Origin of the sequence: Buchnera aphidicola, from assembly GCF_900128725.1 — a bacterium.
Taxonomy (GTDB): Bacteria; Pseudomonadota; Gammaproteobacteria; order Enterobacterales; family Enterobacteriaceae; genus Buchnera_F; species Buchnera_F aphidicola_K.
Genome location: NZ_LT667500.1, coordinates 206,072 through 226,297, shown reverse-complemented (window position 1 = coordinate 226,297; position 20,226 = coordinate 206,072). Strand labels below are relative to the sequence as shown.

The window sequence follows — 20,226 nt, the reverse complement described above, 5'->3', positions numbered from 1 at the left end:
AATAACTTGTAGATTAGAACTATTCGAGCTTATCACTGTCCGATTCTATCATATAAAATAAAATAATATATTTACGATGAATTAGAATACTTGTATGCTGCGCAATAGCTTTATTATTTCATTAAGTTAATTCATTATATATGGGATAATTTTTGCATATTTCTTTTATTTTGGTTTTAATAAACTTGCTTTGTTGAGAGTTATGAGGATCATTTAAAATATCACATATCCAATAGGTAATCTGTTTAACGTCCTTGACATCTATATTCCGTCTAGCGATTGCAGGTGTGCCAATACGAATTCCTGAGGTAATAAATGGTTTTCTGGTATCATTGGGTATCGCATTTTTGTTTACAATAATTCTAGATTTAGCTAAAATATCACTAGCTTCTTTGCCGGTAATATTTTTTTCCGATAAGTCAATTAATAATAGGTGGTTATTTGTTTTTCTAGAAACAACTGAAAAATTTCGTTTTAAGAATATTTTAACCATTATTTGGGCATATAATAAAACTTTTTTTTGTAATTTAAGAAAATCAGGATGCATTGCTTCCTTAAATACAATAGCTTTAGCGGCAATAACGTGCATTAAGGGACCTCCTTGACTACCAGGAAATACCGCAGAATTTATTTTTTTATATAATTCTTGATTTTTATTTCTCGAAATTATTAATCCTCCTCGAGGCCCGCCAAAAGTTTTATGAGTAGTTGTGCTCACAACGTGCGCATAGTCTAGAGGATTAGGATACAAACCCGCTATAATTAAACCTACTATATGCGAAATATCTACAAAAAAATATGCATTTACTTGATCTGCAATTTTTCGCATATACTTCCAATCACATATGCCTGAATATGATGAAAAACCACCAATAATCATTCGGGGACGATATAATAATGATAAATTTTTTAAATTTTCATAATCTATTTCACCGGACTTATTAACGCCGTATGCATATGCTTGATATATTTTTCCAGAGAAATTAACCGGAGAACCATGTGTTAAATGTCCCCCATGATTTAAATGCATGCCTAAAATGACATCACCAGGCCTTAAGAGAGCTTGGAAAACTGCAAAATTAGCTTGTGATCCTGAATGAGGCTGAACATTGACGTAATCAACATTAAATAATTTTTTTGCCCTCTGTATAGCAATGTTTTCTATTTCATCAATAACCTTACATCCATTATAAAATCGATTACCCGGGTATCCTTCTGCATATTTATTTGTTAAACAAGAGCCTTGAGCTTCTAGCACAGAAGAGCTGGCATAGTTCTCCGAAGCAATTAAACTAATACATGATTCTTGTCTGGTTTTTTCTTTTTCAACTAAATTCCAAATGTCTATATCCTGTTGTATCAATTTTTTATTTAGCATGTGTATATTCTACTTTTTTTAGTATCTAGGCGTAATAGGTGATGAAAATAATTAACAAATATTAACTGCGTAATGGCCAATTTTTTTCTTTATACTTATTTATAGCAAGTTAATATTATTGGTTTTTAAACATACATGGGTTTTGAAAAATTCGATTAAACGAAATAATTGTTTTTTTTTGACTAATTAGATCCTGTACAATAATTTTATTTAAATTTAGCGTATCAGAAGATAAAATCAATAAAAATTTTGATTTTACTTGTTTTGAAAATTTGGTGTAATTATTTTTTTTTATAGTTTTTAAGTAAGTATTGATCTTAAGATGAGGCCACAGTAAGCGTAATTTTTCAGATATATTTATTGCTAACACTGCATATACTGATTCCAAAAATAGAATATTAATATCTATGAATAAAGCGCGATGATCAAGTTGATATACCGTTTTTTTTAAGATATATAATCGATCCATCCCAATTGCAAATCCAATAGCTGGATTATTTTTTCCTCCTAAATATTTTATTAAACTATCATAACGTCCTCCGGCGCAAAGAGCTTTCTGAGCTCCTAATATATCAGAAGTCCATTCAAAAACAGTATCATTATAATAATCTAACCCTCTTACTAGCTGCTTGTTTACAACATAATTAATGTTAGCTTGATTTAATAAACGGCATAATTTATTAAATCGTATATTGGCCGACAAACTAAGATAACTATTTAATATTGGAGCCGATTTTAATAGTTGAATGATATTGCTATTCTTGCTATCTAAAATTCTAATAGGGTTATTAGATAATAAATATTTTTCATGCGAGCTTAATTGAGATATATGTTTTTTAAAAAATATTTGTAAGTCTAATGAAAAATTTTTTCTATCTTGAATGCTCCCTATAGAATTTATTTCTAATTTTAAGTAGGGTAATATTTTTAACTGCTCCCAAATTTTTAATGTTAACAGAATAATTTCATAATCAATAATAGTGCTTTTTAAACCAAAACACTCTACTCCTAATTGATGAAATTGCCGAAAACGACCTTTTTGGGGTCTCTCATAACGAAACATAGGTCCGTGATACCAAAATTTTTGTACAGGAGAATTATAAAATATATTATTTTGTATACATGCGCGTATACAGCTCACAGTTCCCTCGGGTCTTAAAGAAATCTTTTTTTTTTTTTTATCGTAAAAATTATACATTTCCTTATGAATGATATCTGTATTGTTTCCAATAGCTTTTTCAAATAATCCAGTTTCTTCTACAATAGGAAAACGAATTTCAAAATATGCATAATTGTTTAAGGTATTTTTTATCTTTTCTTCTATTTGACTCAAAATACAAGTATCAACGGGGAGGAGATCATGCATACCTCTAATTGATCGATATGGTATATTCATATGATATTAATTTCCATATAGGATTTTTTATTATATAATTTTTATATCTCAAGTACATAAAATGTGTATACAACTTATATGTATTTATTGCTTCATATATAAAATATTGTTTAAAAAGTAATTTATTTTTGTATACCTAGTGTTTTTGTCCAATTAATTGACCGCAAGCAGCATTAATATCCGCTCCTCGGTTTTTTCTGATAGTAACAGTATAATTTTGACTTCTTAAAAAATTAGAAAAACTAATAATTTTTTCATGAGTGCTGCATTTGTAATGAGTATTTTGAATAACATTCCAAGGAATTAAATTAATTTTACATGGTATTGTTTTTAACAAATATGCTAATTCTTTAGCATGAAGCAAATGATCATTAATGTCTGATAACATTATATATTCTATGGTAACTATTCCGCGATTAGCGGTAGAATAATTGAGATAGTTTTTTACAGATAATAACAATTGTTTAATGTTATAAATTTTATTGATCGGCATCAGTGTGTTTCGGATATTATCATTTGATGCATGTAAAGAAATAGCTAATGAAATATCAATTTTTCCAGCTATTTTATTTATTGCAGGAACAATTCCCGAAGTAGATAGCGTAACTTTGTTTTTAGAAAAATTAAAAGCGTTTTTACTTAAAATAATATCTAAAGAAGTAATAATGTTTTTTAAATTTAATAATGGTTCCCCCATCCCCATCATAACAATATTTGTAACTAAAGGTAAAGATGAATTTTTTAATTTATATTTTCGTATTTTATCAGTGGCATACCATATTTGGCCAATTATTTCAGATACTAATAAATTTCGTTTATATCCTAAATGCCCTGTTGCGCAAAAACTACATTTTAACATACATCCAGCTTGTGATGAAATACATAAAGTCGCTCGATTTCCTTCTGGAATATATATTGTTTCAATACAATCTGTATTTAGTAGAAAAATCCATTTGATTGTGCCATCTTGCGATTTTTTTTTTGTAACACATTTAGGGAGCTGAATAATAGCTATTTGTTCTAACTGCGTTTGCAGGGGGCGACTTAAATTGCTCATTTTATTAAATTTTTTTTTATATTTTTTATATATCCACTCCATCATTTGTACAGCTCTAAATTTTTTTTCTCCTAATTTTATCATAAAATCTATCATTTTCTTTAAATTAAAGTTTAGTAAGTTGTCTTTTTTGCCTAAGTCTTTAACGAGGACTTTGTTCAACATAATCATCTTCCAGAATGTATAATAAAATATTATTTGAGCATTAGAATAAAAAATAAAGTTTTTAACTTAATTAAAAATAAGTATATAATATTTAGTTCTTTTTATGGAAAAATATGTTTTTTACAAATATGTTTATCTATAAAAATATTTAATGCCTTAATGTCTAAACATAAGAGAAGAAAAAAATACATGAATCCAATATTAAATATCGCTATTAGGGCTATTCGAACCGGCGGAAAAGTTCTTGCTCAAGATTATGATTTAAAAGATATTACTCATAACTCAGAAAAAAAAAATATTTTGAATTATATAAAGGCCATTCGAAAAAAAATTTTTCTCACAATCGATACCATTATACATAGATCTTATCCTCATCACGCAGTTATTAATATCTTTTCTAAAAAAAAAAATACACTTAGTCATCGCCAATGGTTCATTAATCCCTTAAGCGGAGCAGTTAATTTTATTAAAAAAATTCCTCATTTTTGTTTATCTCTCCTCATTAAGGAAAAAAACCAAGCATATATATCAGTAATTTATGATCCAATTAAAAATGATTTATTTACTGCTATTCGAGGCCAAGGTGCTCAATTAAATGGCGTTAGAACTCGATGCTGCGAAAATAATAGTTTTTCTCATAATAAAATTATAGCTATATATTTTAAAAATAAAAATAAAAAAAATACATACTTATATGTATCATTACTTCAGTATTTTTTACAAGAAAAAGTATCTTTCAGACAAACTGGGTGCTCTCTTTTAGATTTAGCTTATTTATCCTCTGGAAAAATTAATATCTACTTAGGATTTAATGAAAGAGAATTACATATTATTTTTGGAGAATTACAAATTAGGGAGTCAGGTGGTTTAATAACCGATTTTCTTGGAGGACACAATTATATTAAAAGTAAGTTAATTTTAATCGGACACCCGGGTATTCTAAAATTTTTTTTAAAAAAAACACGCAAAATACATGATATATATGAAAACCATGGATGTGTTAATAAAAACTGATGATCAATATTTATAGAATATATTTCCGGAAGTCATTTTTATTTATTTACCAGTTATACAGAAAAAATATTTATATCATTGTACTGATATAGTTTGTTTTAATAACAATGGAGAGAATCGTTTTTTTGAGTTTAAGGGCTAAAGTATATTATCAGTTAGTAAAAAAATTATTTTTTTATTTTTTTACATTATATGTTTAGTAATTATAAGTTTTTATAAGTTCACTAATTTAATTAAATTTTTTTTCTCTAAAGTGCTTAATTTTACGAAAGTTCCTAACTTTAAATTTTTAGGTAACTGTATTGGTCCGTAACTAATGCGAATTAATCTGTGCACTGTAATGTTTACAGCATTCCATAGTAATCGAACTTCTTTATTTTTTCCTTGAAATAAAGATACCTTATACCATTTGTTTTTTTTTTGATTCTGAATCATAGTCACTTCGTAAAATTTAGAAATAGAATTATTTATTTTTATCCCCGACAAAAGCATAAAAATTTTTTTTTTTAATACTTTTCCGGAAACTTGGACTAAATATTCTCGCTTGATCATATAACTAGGATGCATTAAGCGATACGCTAATTCACCAAAATTAGTAAATAGCAATAAACCTGATGTATTGATATCTAAACGACCAACGCTGATCCATTTAGAATTTAGTAATTTAGGCAAATTCTTGAATACAGTTGTTCTGCCAAAAGCATCTTTTGTAGTGCATATTTCTCCTATCGGTTTGTTATACATAATAATTTTTATGCAATCATTTTTTAAAAAAAATTTTTTTTTATTGAAAATAATATATTTTATATCCTTTTTTCTAAAACGTTCTCCTAAAAATACAAGTTTTCCGTTTACTTTTAACAACCCTAGGTTTATTTTTTTTTCAATATTGCGGCGTGATTCCAGTCCGCAATTAGATAAAATTTTTTGAATTTTTTCTTTCATAGCATGATCCCCCCAATGTTTTTGTATACACAATACACATCTTGATTATAAAGAAATAATTTTCTAATTAAAAACTGCTGTAATTATAATAATACTTGTAATCAAATTTATATTAACAGTTATATATTTTATCAATAAACTTTTAATTACAGGGTTTAAAGTATTGCTTGTTAAATATTTTCGACTATATAAATATTTTTTTTAACCCTAAAAATTACGTGTTTATAAAAGTAAAAAAGAATACCGTTTTTACAAGTCTTACTTAATAATATTTCACTATAAAATTAGTCTACAACAGAAAAAATAACTAGCTGGCATTTGCGCAGCGTATAGGACAAACAAATCACACAATATCAGAAAAACAATACACATATTCAAACCAATGAATGCTATTATAAACATTTAATAAAATGACTTAAAGCAAAGATACTAAGCTAAATATATTAGAAATTTTTAAATTTGGTTAATATCTAGAGCTCTAGAAAAAATAAAAATATAATATTTTAAGGAGTTCAGATTCTAACATGTAAAATATATATCGGTATAAGAATAAAAAGTATTTGATCTACAAATAAACTCCTGATGTCAATTAATGTTGAAAAATATTTTTTTTCTTGTATTATTGATAATAAAAAATACTCTAAACTCACGTTCTTTTCTTGAAAGACATTTAGCTATTTTTTTTTAATTATTAAGCATCATGGTAATATAGTAATAGACATGTTAAAATATATTATAAAAATCAAAATAATATTAATATTTTTTTTATTAAAGATGATTCATATACGGAAGAAAATAAAAAAACAAAAATTATTAATTAAGAAAAAATTATTCATTATCAACCGTAATACAAACATATTATGAAATTCATTTAATCATTTTAAATATAATTAATCATGAATGCTGCAGTAATCTAAGTTTTTGAAATGATAATTATCATTTGTGTGAGAAATATAATCCATTTGTTCAAAAGTAGGAGCTCGTATACAATATTTTTTTTAAAAGATAATAAATGATTTTCTAATGACCTTATTTTAATACCTCTAGTTAATAATTAGGTTCATTTATAAAATTATATAAATTAAATCAATTCTATCCAGATAGTAAAAATATTTATAATAAATATTCGGATCATTTAATAAAAATCCATATTCAGTTATCTCTCATATTTTTAATACCTCAAATACATTACTACTCATTTTAAAAAACTAAATAGTTCAATTAGTATTAAATTAAATTTCATTATCAAATAACAATTTTTGTAGAAGAAGATATGAAAAAAATTTTAAAAAAAATTTATAGTGGAGAATATTTAAGCGAAATTGAAAGTTATACTTTGTTTCATAATATTTTTTATAAAAAATTAAACGACATACAAATCGCTGCTGTATTAGCAATTTTATCGGCCAGATCAGAAACATATGAAGAAATATTAGGAGCTAGAAAATTAGTTATTCAACATATCAAGAATTTTCCTAAGCCGAGCTATTGTGTTGTAGACATTGTTGGTACTGGAGGTGATCAAAAAAATAGTTTTAATATTTCTACAGTTAGCGCGATTGTAGCAGCGTGTTATGGGATTAAAATAGCAAAAATGTGTAACGTAGGATCATTTCATAATCTAGGTTCTGCAAATTTATTAAAAAAATTAAATTTTAATTTAGAGATTCCTGTGAAGCAGGCAATTTACTCTCTAGATAAATATAACGTTTGTTTTTTGTTAGCTAACTTTTATTTGGATCATTTTAAGAACGTTTCTAAAGTTCGTAGTTTGCTGAAAACAAAAACGATATTTAATATACTGGGCCCTCTTTTAAATCCAATACAACCCAAGCATGCATTAATTGGAGTTTATAAAATAGAATTAATGTTAATATACGCTAAAATATTAGCTACTTTAAAGTACAAGAGAGCCATTATAGTTCATAGCGGAGGAATGGACGAAGCTACCTTACACGCTAATACGCATGTAGTAGAATTAAATAATAATAATGTTACTGAATATATATTATCTCCGGAGGATTTTGGATTACAAAAATGTCCTAAAAAATATATTTTAAATAAAACTTCAGAAGAAAATTATCTTGAAACTATAAAATTATTTCAAGGGTCTGGAGAAAAAACTTATGTTCGCACTATAGCTATTAACGTTTCATTACTAATGAAAGTCTTAGGTAGTGAGAATCTCCGAGAAAATACATTAAATATTTTAGAGTTTATTAAAACGGGTAAAATTTATGACTTTGTGCTTCAATTATCTCGATTATATCAATAATCTAATTAGGTCATTTTATGAAAAACAATATACTGTCTAAAATATTAACCAGTACATATCAATGGATTCAATATCAAAAAAAAAATATACCACTGCTTTCGTTTGAAAAAAAAATTGAAAAATCAAGAATATCATTTAAAGATCATTTAAAAAAAAATCACCCGGCATTTATTTTGGAGTGCAAACAATCATCACCGTCAAATGGAATTATTAATAAAAAATTCAATATTTCTAAAATCATAAATGTTTATGACAAATATGCTGATATTATTTCCGTCATTACCGAAGAAAAGTTTTTTCATGGTAATTTTGAATATTTATTACAAGCTCGAGAAAATACTAAAAAACCTTTATTATGTAAGGATTTTTTTATCGATCCATATCAAATATATTATGCTCGTTATCACAAAGCTAATGCTATTCTTTTAATGCTATCTATTCTAGATGACGCTACATATATGAAATTATCCAATATTGCCAAACAAATGCATTTAGGCGTTTTAACCGAAATAAATAATATAGAGGAGTTAAAGCGCGCATTAGCATTAAATGCAGAAGTTATAGGAATTAATAACAGAAATTTAAAAGATTTATCAGTAGATATTCATAAAACAAAAAAAATAGCACAGTTAATTCCAAAAGATAGAATTATTATTTGTGAGTCTGGAATTACAAGCTATACAGATGTTAGGGATTTGAGTAAAGTTGTAGATGGTTTTTTAATTGGCAGTCACTTAATGAAATCTAAAAATTTAGAGTCTGCTACTCGTTCAATAATTTATGGCGAAAACAAAATCTGCGGTTTAAAAAATCCTCTTGAAGCACAATATGCAGAAAAATATGGCTGCGTGTATGGTGGATTAAATTTTATTCCAAAATCTCCACGATATATTTATAATCAGGAAGCTAAAGAAATTGTTACTTATACCAAATTAAAATATATTGGTATTTTTCGAAACGAATCACATCAATATATTTTAAATAAAGTTGATCAATTTAATTTATATGCCGTACAATTACATGGCACAGAAGACGATATATTTATTAAAAAATTAAAAAGGATATTACCTAAAAGTGTGCGAATCTGGAAAGCGATTTCTATGAAAAAAGATACTGTTATAAAAACTAACTCTAATATTAATCGTTATTTATTAGACAATCAGGCCGGAGGTACCGGACAAACGTTTGATTGGCGGTTAATTAAAACCTTTAAAATCGCCGATATGATGCTAGCAGGAGGATTAAATTTAAAAAATAGTTTTTTAGCGTCTACTTTAGGTTTTCGGGGGCTAGATTTTAACACGGGTTTAGAGTTATCACCTGGACGAAAAGATCCAAAAAAAATTAAATCAATATTTCGAATACTGCGATTTTATAAAAAAAATAAAAAATTACTTCATTTACTTTAAAATAAAACGAAAAATATGACTATCTTAAATCCTTATTTTGGAAAATTCGGCGGAATGTATGTTCCTCAAATTTTAATGCCGGCGTTATATGAACTAGAGAAAGCTTTTGTAGAATCAAAACATGATGAATGTTTTAAAAAAAAGCTCAATAATTTATTGCACTCCTTCGCAGGAAGGCCTACACCGTTAACTTTATGTACAAATATTACTAGCCAAACAAATACCAAGATTTATTTAAAAAGAGAAGATTTGTTACATGGCGGGGCCCATAAAACTAATCAGGTTTTAGGGCAGGCATTATTAGCTCAACGAATGAAAAAAAAACATATCATAGCAGAAACGGGCGCAGGACAACACGGCGTAGCATCTGCAATTGTCTGCGCGTTACTACAATTAAAATGTCGTATTTACATGGGCGAAAAAGATATGCTACGTCAGTCCTCTAATGTATTACGTATGAAATTACTGGGAGCACAAATAATTCCCGTAACATCGGGTTCAAAAACCCTCAAAGACGCTTGTAATGCTGCGATAAGAGATTGGTCAAATAATTATTCTACATCTCATTATATGATCGGTACGGCAGCAGGTCCGCATCCGTATCCAACTATTGTAAAAGAGTATCAGAAAATTATTGGACAAGAAGCTAAAAAACAAATTTTATTAGAAAATCATGCTTTACCTGATTTTGTAATTGCATGTGTAGGTGGTGGTTCTAACGCTATTGGGATTTTTTCTCCATTTATTAAACAAAAATCTGTGAAATTAATTGGAGTAGAGCCAGCAGGACTGGGATTACATACTAATCAACATGGAGCGCCTATTCATTCCGGAAAATTAGGAATTTTTTTTGGAATGAAGTCATATCTGATGCAAGATAATGACGGACAAATTAATCAATCTTGGTCTATTTCAGCTGGTCTAGATTTTCCTTCTGTGGGCCCAGAGCATGCTTGGTTAAATCATACAAAAAGAGTACAATATGTCACAATTACAGACGAAGAAGCAGTAAATGCATTTTTATACACTTCTAAGCTAGAGGGTATTATTCCGGCTTTAGAGTCATCACACGCTATTGCCTATGGGTTAAAGCTGATGCAGGCTAATCCTAATAAAAAACAAACTATTATAATTAATTTATCGGGACGGGGCGATAAAGATTTGACTACTGTTAACAAAAAAATCAACAAAAAAAATGAGCCATACAATGAAATCAAGATATAAATTATTATTTCACAACTTATACCTGAAAAAAGAATATTGTTTTATACCTTTTGTCGTTTTAGGGGATCCTAATATAAAAATTTCTTTACAAATTATTGATATATTAATTAATAACGGCGCGGATGCATTAGAATTAGGTATTCCTTTTTCAGACCCTATAGCTGATGGCATCATCATACAAAATGCACATACACGCGCATTGAAGCATAATATTACGGTTAAAGATTGTTTTAATATGATAAATATAATCAGAAAAAAATATCCTCATATTCCTATCGGTCTATTAACTTACTCTAATGTAGTTTTTAATAAAAAGCTATCAGATTTTTATTCTTTATGTCGATCTTCAGGTGTAGACTCTGTTTTAATTGCAGACCTGCCTTTAGAGGAATCAAGCATTTTTCAGGAGATGGCGCAAAAAAATAATATTTCTTCCATATTCATTTGTCCGCCTAATGCCGACAACCAGTTTCTTCAAAAAATAATACAGCTAAATCCATCATACATCTATCTGGTTTCACGACCAGGAATTACAGGTAAGCAAAAAATATTCCCCCATAACACTTGGCTTAAAAAAGTTATTAGAAAGTTAAAACAATACCAGTCACCTCCTATAATACAAGGATTCGGAATACATCGTGCTCATCAAATCAAAAATATATTAAAAAATGGTATACATGGAATTATATGTGGTTCTTGTATTGTTCAAATCATAGAAAAAAGTTTATTAGATACATCAAAAATGTTTAGTAGAATGAAAAAGCTAGTAATTGAATTTAAAAACGAAACAAAAAATAACCTATGACAGATTAAAAAAAATACTACGAATAAATATAAATATTCTTATGTTTAAAAAATAAAAATAATTTATTTGTTTAAATAAATATGTATGTTATTTTTTATCGAGGGGGAGGGAATATGTTATGTAGCATTTATATTGTGATGTATGACGTATATCAATTTTTTAAGAAGAACATAATAAATATATTTGTGTTATCTGTTTTGAGTGCAATCATTAATATACTTTTACAATATATGTTAAATATAAACAAAACCGATTTATCTATTTTGTATCAAGCGCATGCTTTTAAAAAAATAGGGTCGCATGTTATTCAGTATCGTCTTAACGCAAATCAAAAAAAAATTATTTTTTATATGAAGCGCGTGAAAGTTACTTGTTTACTCGTAAGCGCTGCTTTTTTATATACTTCTATTATATATTTTCTTAAATCTATTTATCTTACTGTGTATCAAAAATACTATTATGTTTTAAAAAAAACATGTCAATTCTTTTTTTTATTAATACCTATTATTGGTCTAGAGTATTTATTAATAGAATTAAATATTAGTTATTTTTTTATTCTGAAAATATTATTCTCTATGCTGCTAGCTACTTTTCCAATGATATTGTTGCTGGATAATAATGGTATTCTTGGCGCCCTAAGAAGCAGTGCAAGAATTGCATGGGACAATATATATATTGTGTTCCCCGCAATTATATTGCGATTCATTTTTAAGTTTTTTGTTACAATATTATTTAAATTTTGTTTTATGTTTTCTGTTTATACAAATATTTTTGTTCTAAATGTTATTTTAAATCTTGGATTATCTTACATTATTATCTGTTTATTTCGATTATATCTTTTGCAAAAAAAAAGTGTTGTTTAGGCTTATGAAGAAAAAATTAAAAATAAATTTTGTACACCTTGCAATAAAAGATTAATATAAATACATAAATATCATTAATACAAGCATTCAAAGAATATAATTATAAATTTATGAATCATTATATTCATACATAAAGTATTAATTATTCATAAAATATATGTTCTATACAAAAAATTAATAAAATTTAAAATACAATTAAAAAAAATTTTCAATAAAAAATTTTGGTAATCTTATCAACGGATACAAATGTTAAATTATAAAAATAGTAGTATTATGTGTGATAAAAACTTAATGTTAAAAACTCTTGCTATGCCTAAGTATAAAAATGTTAATGGAAACATTTTTGGTGGATGGATTATGTACCAAATGGATTTAGGAGGGGGTATTTTAGCCAAAGAAATTTCTAAGGGTAAAGTTTCTACGGTATATGTAGAAGCAATAAATTTTTTAAAACCAATATCAGCAGGCGATTTAGTTAGCTGTTATGTACGCTGCATGAAAATCGGAAATACTTCTATTACTACTCAAATAGAGATATGGATTAAAAAAATTGATAATTATTCTTTCGGTTTATCGTATTGTACAAATACCGCAACTTTTGTTTATGTTGCTATAGACAAATTCGGAAAACCAAGAAAATTTCAATAAATATAATTTATTCTGTGTTTACAATAGCGCTAATAACGCATCAATCATTGATTGACAGTAAATATACTATATTTTTTAAATTACAACTTTAAATTGTTTTTTAAAAAAAATAGAATAAAATGATTATTTTTAATATTTTTTTTCAAAATCTTATTAAAATAATTAAATAATTAGTTTTCAGTCAATATATATAAATAAATTATTTTTTTATGTTACGCGATATCAACAAAACACTTTATAAACTCAATAAATGTATATCATTTTGAGTATTTTAAGAATCATTATTTGTTTCACAAGGACTAAATATTAATATGAATCTATTATTCCGCTTTATAATAAAAATTATAAAAATAATCTTTAGATTAGTGATATTTATTAAAAATATTATTTTTAATAGCGCTTTATTACTACTCCTAGGAACGGGCGTTTGGCTAGCATGGCATCTTAACCAAGATTATACACCCCCCTTAAGTAATTTCTCTAATGGAATCTTGGTTATTCCCTTAAGTTCTTTAACTGAACAAGCTCCAAGTAATAACCCATCTAAGTGTAGCAATTACGATCGTATTTTAAACACAAATAAGAAAAACCCTCTAAACCTTTCTGTCTTTGAAATTGCAAAAAAAATTAAACAATCTGAAACTGATTCTAAGATAGTAGGTATGCTACTAGTAGCTGACGAGAACTCTACTAGTCATCAGGTTACTTTAGAATATCTTGGAAAAAAAATAAATGAATTTAAAACATCTAAAAAGCCTGTTATTGCTATAGGTCATCATTATTCTCAATCCTCATACTATTTATCGACTTTTGCAGATAAAATTTTTTTATTTAAACACGGATCTATTGATTTACACGGAATAAGTAATAATATAATGTATTTTAAGGATTTTTTAAATATGTTAAACGTGCATGCGCATGTGTTTAGGGTAGGAAAATACAAATCTGCTGTTGAGCCCTTTTTAAGAAATTCTCCATCACCAGAAAGCAAAAAAATAGATCAATTATGTTGTAACTATAAATGGAAAAAATTTTTGCAAATTATTGCTAAAAATAGACTGATTCCAATTCAAGACATGGACCTAGATGTTGATGATGAACTGAAATTTTTAACAAAAAAAACCAATGATAAAGCTAAATATGCTTTACATCGTCATTTAGTTGACTCTATCATTCATAAAAAAGCTTTGCAAAAAATTATTCCTACTATTTTTACAAAAAATGTAAAAAAAGATGATTACAGCTATACCAATATTAATGATTATGCTTTTAATTATGAAAAACAACAAAATAATACAAATAAAATTGCTATTATCGCAGCTAATGGAGCACTTGGAGAACTTAATCCAAAGGATAACAATGCTATGGATATTTCACGCGTATTAAAAGAAATAAATATAGCAGAGCATGATGATAATGTTAAAGCAGTAGTATTACGAATTAATAGTCCCGGAGGAAACGTAGGTAGCTCTGAAATGATTAGAAAAAAACTATGTCATTTACATGAACATAAGAAACCTTTAGTAATTTCTATGGGAGATGTTTGTGCTTCGGGGGGTTACTGGGTAGCAACTGCTGGAGATTACATAATAGCGCATCCCACAACAATAACCGGTTCTATTGGAATTTTTGCTACAATATTTACTTTTGAGCGATTACTATCTACTCTAGGAATAACAAATGTAGTCGTATCCACTCATAATGCTCATAATAATAGTTCATTAAATAATCTTTCCAAAAACCAGGAAAAAAAAATTAACTTCGAGATTGGTTGTGGATATAAAAAATTTATTAATCTCGTATCCAAATCTAGACATAAATCCCCGAATCAAGTACATAAAATAGCTAGGGGGCGGGTATGGACAGGAGTTAGCGCCAAAAAGATAGGATTAGTTGATGAAATTGGAGATCTAGATACTGCTGTAGATAAAGCAGCTCAATTAGCTCATCTTAAGAACTACCATGTGGTATGGGCTCATGTTCCAGCTACTGCTCTAAGCACAGTTAAAAAAATTACTAATATATGTATACAAGCTGCGTTTCAAAATATTCTAAAAATATTTTTTTCTGTTCCATTCATGAACAAAGTTTTTTTAGTATACAACTACTTGACTCAAGCTTGGAAAGTGATGCACACAAATCAATTAATGTCTTTTTTCCCTAATAATTACACTTTGAAATAATTTTCACTAATAATTAAAAAATATAAAAACACCAATAAAAATTTTAAAAATAATACTTTTTTTTTGGTGTTCTTTTTTAACTAACTTCATCTTAATCGTTATTAAGATTGTATTATATAGTTATAAGTTAAATATTTTTCTTCGGTATTTGATATCATAAATACTGTTGGTCAGCGTGATATGATGATCGAACTAAGGGGCCGCAGAATACACGAGAAAACCCTAAAGATAGCGCAATATTTTGAAAATCGTTAAATTCTTGATAAGTAAAATATTGTTTAACAGGCAAATGGGATGCACTAGGCTGCATATATTGCCCAATAGTAATAATGGATACTCCTACTGATTTTAAGTCTTTTAGTACAGAAATGACTTCACAGACGCGTTCTCCTAGTCCTAGCATTAATCCAGATTTTGTAGGTATACTCGGATTTATTTTTTTAAATTCATATAATAAGTTTAATGAATTAGAATAATTAGCACCTGGTCGAACTTTATTATATAACCTCGGAACATTTTCAAGATTATGATTAAAAACGTCAGGAGGGCATTTATTAATGATATTTAAGGCTATTTTTTCTTTTCCTCTAAAATCAGGAACAAGGATTTCTACTTTGATATTTTTTTTTTTTCTAATTTCAGAAATACATCGATAAAAATGTTTAGCCCCGCTATCTTTTAAGTCATCTCGAGAAACTGATGTTAGAACAACGTATTTTAAATTTAATTCTTTTACGACTTGAAATATTTTTTTTGGCTCATTTACATCGACCTTTAAAGCTCTTCCCTTTTTTACAGCGCAGAAAGGACATTTACGAGTACATATAGAGCCTAAAATCATAAAAGTTGCCGTTCCCTGATGAAAACATTCAGGTAAATTAGGGCAATGAGCTTCTTCACACACTGAATGTAATGAGTTTTGTTTAAGTATGTTTTTAATATTATTTATCGTGTTTAAATTAGATGGTACTTTAACTTTTAACCATTTGGGTTTTTTTAAAATAGTTTTCTTTTGATTCGAAGATAAAATCGTAGGTATAGTATATATATTTTTTTTTCGAAACATATTCATCCGTCTTTAATATTTGTTGATTAACTTAAAATAAGAAAATAATATACATAATGTATTTTTCATACATGTATATATATGTACGCGTTGATTAATCATTAAACATATATAGCTAAATAATTAAAAAAAAAACAGAAGTTTTTCATAAAAATGCTTTGAGTAGCTTCCATAGTAATATTTTTTTTAAAATTTTTTATTTGTGTCATGGAAATATTTTTATTTCCACAAGGATAAATATAATTAAACGGCATTAAATTCATGTCAACGTTTAATGCTAAACCATGTAACGAATAACCTTTTACTACCCGAAAACCCAGGGAACAAATTTTTTTTTTTTTACATATACTCCAGGCCAGCCATTAATTAAATGTGAGGATATTTTTAAATCTTTAAGCAAGTGAATAATTACAATTTCTATTTTTTTTACTAATTCATAGAATCTGATATTCTTTCTTCTTAAGTCAAGCAAGAAATATATTATTAATTGTCCCGGGCCGTGATACGTTATTTTCCCCCCTCTACTGGAAGGAACAACCGGTATATTCTTAATGTTAGGCATAGAATAACTATTTTCGGAAACTCCATAGGTAAATATAGGATAATGTTCTACAAGCCATAATTCATCTATAGTATTTTTATTTCTGTTTTTAGTAAATTTTTCCATTTGAGCTGCTGTAACGGACCAAGGGAATAACCCTAAATGTCGAACTATAATATTCATATTTTTTTGATAAAACTATTGTTTAAATATTCGTTAATAGAAGCATAAAAATTAAATTTAATAATTTAACAAAAGGGTAAATTTCAGTAAATATAAAAATTATTTTTATCGTCTTTGGTGTTGAATGGAGCGGAAATTGTATGATTTTTCAGTGCGTACAACATAAGTAATTCATATAATTAAAATTTTTATTCTAATGATATTATGATATTTTTTGCATCTCTTGATATAAAAATCATGATTTTGTTTATATAATAATTAGAATAGCCGATAAATTACATTATTGCTTAATATTTCTTAAATCATCATCGTTACTAACACATCTTATATCTATTCTTTACAGGAATGGATATAAGAATATGAAAAAATAAAAAACTTTATTCAGTTACAATTTTATTAATTTTTCTTTGTTGCTAAAATCCATCTTTTATTTAAAGGCTAAAATAGTTGTTTAGCGTGAATCAAGTGCTAAACAGATTTCAACTTTTCGTAAAAATATTAGAAAAATTTAGCAATTAAATAATTTAAAAAGATGGCGGACATAAAATTATTTCTGAAGTATCGTAAGTAAGTTGTTTAAGTTTCTGAACTAAACTTGATTTATATAAATTTTTTGCGGAGAAAAAAATTAGAAGTATTCCCATAAGGTTTATGATAATAAAAAGGCTTATAAATACACTAAAATCTGTAATATTATCAATATTCAAAAAATTCATATTATAATCTCCTAATGATAGGTTTACTGCATAATATACTATAAAATGTATAAATATCTATTGATTTTGATTTTATTACATTTTAATAAAATCTATTTATCAATATATTTCACATTTCACTAATTCTATTATATATTAGTTAATTAAAGACGCAATAATTGTTTTTGTTTCGTGTTTAATTTCTAGTAAATATACAGTGATAGTATCGGATACTCGACAATAAACTTTATTTTTTAGATATACTACCCCATACTCTGGGCTGCATACTAATTCATCGCGAATTTTATGAATAAAAGACGCGGGGATAAAAATAAATGCTCCATTTTTTAATAAACGCGCTCTAATTCCTCCCCGAGAAATATCTGTAATATCTGCCTGATAATATTTATTATTATAATCTTGATTATAAAAAAACTCTGCATACAACCATTCTTCTATCTCTCTCACTGCAATTCTATTTTTTCGCTTACGGTCCATAATATGTGATATTAATACATTATCAGGGGGGGCGATACAATGATTTCCAGTAATTACAGATTTTATTAATCTATGATTAATCATATCACTATATTTTCTAATCGGAGAGGTCCAAGTCGCATAGGAGGATAGTCCTAATGAAAAGTGGGGTTTTGACTTAAAGCTAATTTCGCCAAAAGATTGAAATCGACGAATCCTATAATCTACGTATTTGTTAGATAATTTCGCTAATAATCTCTTAAGCTTACAAAATCCTGACAAAGTCATAATTTCTTCTGGGGTAAAAACAATATCATATTTTTTTAAAAATACAACTGCATTTTTAGCATTAAGAAGATCAAAACCAGAATGAGTATTATATAAACCAAAACCTAGTGATTGATTTAAAAAATTAGCTGCGCAAATATTAGCAGAAATCATAGATTCTTCAATCATTTTATGCGCTATTCTTCTTTTTTCTGCAGAAATATTTAAAATTTTCCAATTTTTAGATATATGAAACCTATATTCTGGCTGATCAGCAAATATTAATGCATTTTTCTTTCTCCATAAATTTCTAATTTTGTATATTTTTTTTAACAACAATATTTGTTTTTCAATATTTTTATTTTTTGGTTTCCAGTGTCCCGATTGCTCTAACCAATCAGATACTTGTTCATAAGATAATTTGCTCTGAGACCTAATCCATGCTAAAAAGAATTTCGTTTTTTTTTTAATAATTCGACCATTAGGGGAAATTATTATTTTGCACGCTAAAACCGGCCTTGTTACATCGGGCTGTAGAGAGCAGATATCTTCCGATAATATCCTTGGTAGCATGGATATACTTAATCCGGGTAAATAATTCGTAAACACACGTTTTTTAGCAACATTATCTATCTCAGTATCAACCGATACGTATTCAGTAGGATCTGCGATAGCCACGGTAAGAATTAGTTTTTTTGAATCAACTTCTTCTACGAATAAAGCGTCATCAATATCTTGAGTGTGATAATTATCAATCGTAATAAAATCCAGATTAGTTAAATCTATGCGATTACTATTCAAAACTTGGCTTGGAAGATAATTTAAACAATTACATTTTGGAGATTTTTTTTCTAGATTATGTTTAGACAAAATCACGTGCCATGGTGATAAAGGATTGTTTTTTTCAGAAATAAATTCAATAATATTAACACTAAAATAATTGTTATCTCTTAAGCTATGTTTTTTTAATTCAGCTATTACCCAATCTCCATCTTTCCAAGATCTGGATATCAAAGTTTTATATCGATGAAATATAATATTCTTTACATATGGATAATTTGGCTGTATATATATACAGTTATTTTTTTTAAATATAGATCCAATAAATCTTTTTAAAAATGGTTCTATTAATTTTTCAGGATAAACAATTTCTCTATTATTTTTTTTTTCAATAGATGCAATTATTCTATCACCATGAATAACTTTTTGCATATTTTTAGAGGGAATAAAATATGTGGTTTTAGCATTAACTTCTAAAAAACCAAAGCCTTTAGTGGTGCTCTTTACCACCCCTTCTACTTTAATCTTTTTTTTACTTAACTTATTCTTGAGTTGTATAAGCAAAGGATTATCCTGAAACATAATTTCATAACCTAATTATCTTTAACGCTATTAAGAAAACATAAAAATAAAATAAAATAGAAGTGTTCATGCGCTATTATTTTAAAAAATAAATTTTTTATTTTGATAAAAATATATTTGTTAATGACGCTAATATATTATTAAAATATACATTTGTATTTATATTATATAATAGTATACTATTTGTATTTTAAAATATGAATTTTTATTTGTGTAAACACATACCCTATATAAAATATACGTTTCTTTAATTAATTAAAATAACTAAATATG

Annotated in this window: 14 protein-coding genes and 1 pseudogene; 8 read left to right on the top strand and 7 right to left on the bottom strand. The window is 26.9% G+C overall.

Features of this window, described 5'->3' with window-relative positions; genetic code table 11:
* Positions 1-121: 121 nt before the first annotated feature.
* The 3 genes from glyA to rlmN form a co-directional block, all read right to left on the bottom strand.
* Positions 122-1,378 carry a serine hydroxymethyltransferase gene (gene glyA, locus CINFORN2912_RS00940; RefSeq protein WP_075433805.1) on the bottom strand — a complete coding sequence of 419 codons (1,257 nt, stop codon included), beginning with the start codon at positions 1,376-1,378 and terminating at the stop codon, positions 122-124.
* Positions 1,379-1,493: 115 nt separating this feature from the next.
* A complete protein-coding gene (hisS, locus tag CINFORN2912_RS00935) occupies positions 1,494-2,774 on the bottom strand; it encodes a histidine--tRNA ligase (RefSeq protein ID WP_075433804.1) in 1,281 nt (426 codons plus the stop codon).
* A gap of 136 nt (positions 2,775-2,910) precedes the next feature.
* Positions 2,911-3,996 carry a 23S rRNA (adenine(2503)-C(2))-methyltransferase RlmN gene (rlmN, locus tag CINFORN2912_RS00930; protein WP_075433802.1) on the bottom strand — a complete coding sequence of 362 codons (1,086 nt, stop codon included), beginning with the start codon at positions 3,994-3,996 and terminating at the stop codon, positions 2,911-2,913.
* Positions 3,997-4,185: 189 nt separating this feature from the next.
* Between rlmN and CINFORN2912_RS00925 the strand changes: the two genes are divergently transcribed.
* Positions 4,186-5,010 carry an inositol monophosphatase family protein gene (locus CINFORN2912_RS00925; protein WP_075434234.1) on the top strand — a complete coding sequence of 275 codons (825 nt, stop codon included), beginning with the start codon at positions 4,186-4,188 and terminating at the stop codon, positions 5,008-5,010.
* A 213-nt stretch (positions 5,011-5,223) separates the two neighbouring features.
* On the opposite strand, the gene CINFORN2912_RS00920 is transcribed toward CINFORN2912_RS00925, so the two are convergent.
* Positions 5,224-5,955: a pseudouridine synthase gene (locus CINFORN2912_RS00920; protein ID WP_075433800.1), complete on the bottom strand. Its 732-nt coding sequence runs from the start codon at positions 5,953-5,955 to the stop codon at positions 5,224-5,226.
* Positions 5,956-7,228: 1,273 nt separating this feature from the next.
* Here CINFORN2912_RS00920 and trpD point away from each other — a divergent pair.
* From trpD to sppA, 7 genes are all read left to right on the top strand, one after another.
* A complete protein-coding gene (gene trpD, locus CINFORN2912_RS00915; RefSeq protein ID WP_075433798.1) occupies positions 7,229-8,230 on the top strand; it encodes an anthranilate phosphoribosyltransferase in 1,002 nt (333 codons plus the stop codon).
* Positions 8,231-8,247: 17 nt separating this feature from the next.
* Positions 8,248-9,639 (top strand): bifunctional indole-3-glycerol-phosphate synthase TrpC/phosphoribosylanthranilate isomerase TrpF, encoded by a 1,392-nt coding sequence (gene trpCF, locus CINFORN2912_RS00910; RefSeq protein ID WP_075433797.1) that lies wholly within the window; start codon positions 8,248-8,250, stop codon positions 9,637-9,639.
* A 15-nt stretch (positions 9,640-9,654) separates the two neighbouring features.
* On the top strand, positions 9,655-10,863 hold the full coding sequence (trpB, locus tag CINFORN2912_RS00905) for a tryptophan synthase subunit beta (protein ID WP_075433795.1): 1,209 nt from the start codon (positions 9,655-9,657) through the stop codon (positions 10,861-10,863).
* On the top strand, positions 10,847-11,668 hold the full coding sequence (gene trpA / locus CINFORN2912_RS00900; protein ID WP_075433794.1) for a tryptophan synthase subunit alpha: 822 nt from the start codon (positions 10,847-10,849) through the stop codon (positions 11,666-11,668). Before trpB ends, trpA begins: the two co-directional genes overlap by 17 nt.
* A gap of 113 nt (positions 11,669-11,781) precedes the next feature.
* Complete coding sequence (locus CINFORN2912_RS00895) at positions 11,782-12,531, top strand: YciC family protein (RefSeq protein ID WP_075433792.1); 750 nt, start codon at positions 11,782-11,784, stop codon at positions 12,529-12,531.
* Between the two features lie 246 nt (positions 12,532-12,777).
* Positions 12,778-13,179 carry a hotdog domain-containing protein gene (locus CINFORN2912_RS00890; RefSeq protein WP_082253677.1) on the top strand — a complete coding sequence of 134 codons (402 nt, stop codon included), beginning with the start codon at positions 12,778-12,780 and terminating at the stop codon, positions 13,177-13,179.
* A 311-nt stretch (positions 13,180-13,490) separates the two neighbouring features.
* The gene (sppA, locus tag CINFORN2912_RS00885) at positions 13,491-15,362 is read left to right on the top strand and encodes a signal peptide peptidase SppA (protein WP_075433790.1); all 1,872 of its coding nucleotides are present in this window, start codon (positions 13,491-13,493) and stop codon (positions 15,360-15,362) included.
* Positions 15,363-15,516: 154 nt separating this feature from the next.
* On the opposite strand, the gene lipA is transcribed toward sppA, so the two are convergent.
* The 3 genes and pseudogenes from lipA to CINFORN2912_RS00865 all read right to left on the bottom strand — a co-directional run bounded on the left by lipA (position 15,517) and on the right by CINFORN2912_RS00865 (position 19,953).
* Positions 15,517-16,434, bottom strand: coding sequence for a lipoyl synthase (gene lipA / locus CINFORN2912_RS00880; protein ID WP_075433788.1), 918 nt, complete (start codon positions 16,432-16,434; stop codon positions 15,517-15,519).
* Between the two features lie 95 nt (positions 16,435-16,529).
* A pseudogene (gene lipB, locus CINFORN2912_RS02150) lies at positions 16,530-17,095 on the bottom strand (lipoyl(octanoyl) transferase LipB).
* A gap of 908 nt (positions 17,096-18,003) precedes the next feature.
* Entirely contained in the window at positions 18,004-19,953 is a 1,950-nt protein-coding gene (locus tag CINFORN2912_RS00865) for an exoribonuclease II (RefSeq protein WP_075433784.1), read from the bottom strand.
* Positions 19,954-20,226: the final 273 nt, after the last annotated feature.

Bases quoted from the DNA above. Each gene is read 5' to 3' on its own strand.
- glyA (WP_075433805.1), bottom strand. From the start codon at position 1,378: ATGCTAAATAAAAAATTGATACAACAGGATATAGACATTTGGAATTTA.
- hisS (WP_075433804.1), bottom strand. From the start codon at position 2,774: ATGAATATACCATATCGATCAATTAGAGGTATGCATGATCTCCTCCCC.
- rlmN (WP_075433802.1), bottom strand. From the start codon at position 3,996: ATGTTGAACAAAGTCCTCGTTAAAGACTTAGGCAAAAAAGACAACTTA.
- CINFORN2912_RS00925 (WP_075434234.1), top strand. From the start codon at position 4,186: ATGAATCCAATATTAAATATCGCTATTAGGGCTATTCGAACCGGCGGA.
- CINFORN2912_RS00920 (WP_075433800.1), bottom strand. From the start codon at position 5,955: ATGAAAGAAAAAATTCAAAAAATTTTATCTAATTGCGGACTGGAATCA.
- trpD (WP_075433798.1), top strand. From the start codon at position 7,229: ATGAAAAAAATTTTAAAAAAAATTTATAGTGGAGAATATTTAAGCGAA.
- trpCF (WP_075433797.1), top strand. From the start codon at position 8,248: ATGAAAAACAATATACTGTCTAAAATATTAACCAGTACATATCAATGG.
- trpB (WP_075433795.1), top strand. From the start codon at position 9,655: ATGACTATCTTAAATCCTTATTTTGGAAAATTCGGCGGAATGTATGTT.
- trpA (WP_075433794.1), top strand. From the start codon at position 10,847: ATGAAATCAAGATATAAATTATTATTTCACAACTTATACCTGAAAAAA.
- CINFORN2912_RS00895 (WP_075433792.1), top strand. From the start codon at position 11,782: ATGTTATGTAGCATTTATATTGTGATGTATGACGTATATCAATTTTTT.
- CINFORN2912_RS00890 (WP_082253677.1), top strand. From the start codon at position 12,778: ATGTTAAATTATAAAAATAGTAGTATTATGTGTGATAAAAACTTAATG.
- sppA (WP_075433790.1), top strand. From the start codon at position 13,491: ATGAATCTATTATTCCGCTTTATAATAAAAATTATAAAAATAATCTTT.
- lipA (WP_075433788.1), bottom strand. From the start codon at position 16,434: ATGAATATGTTTCGAAAAAAAAATATATATACTATACCTACGATTTTA.
- CINFORN2912_RS00865 (WP_075433784.1), bottom strand. From the start codon at position 19,953: ATGTTTCAGGATAATCCTTTGCTTATACAACTCAAGAATAAGTTAAGT.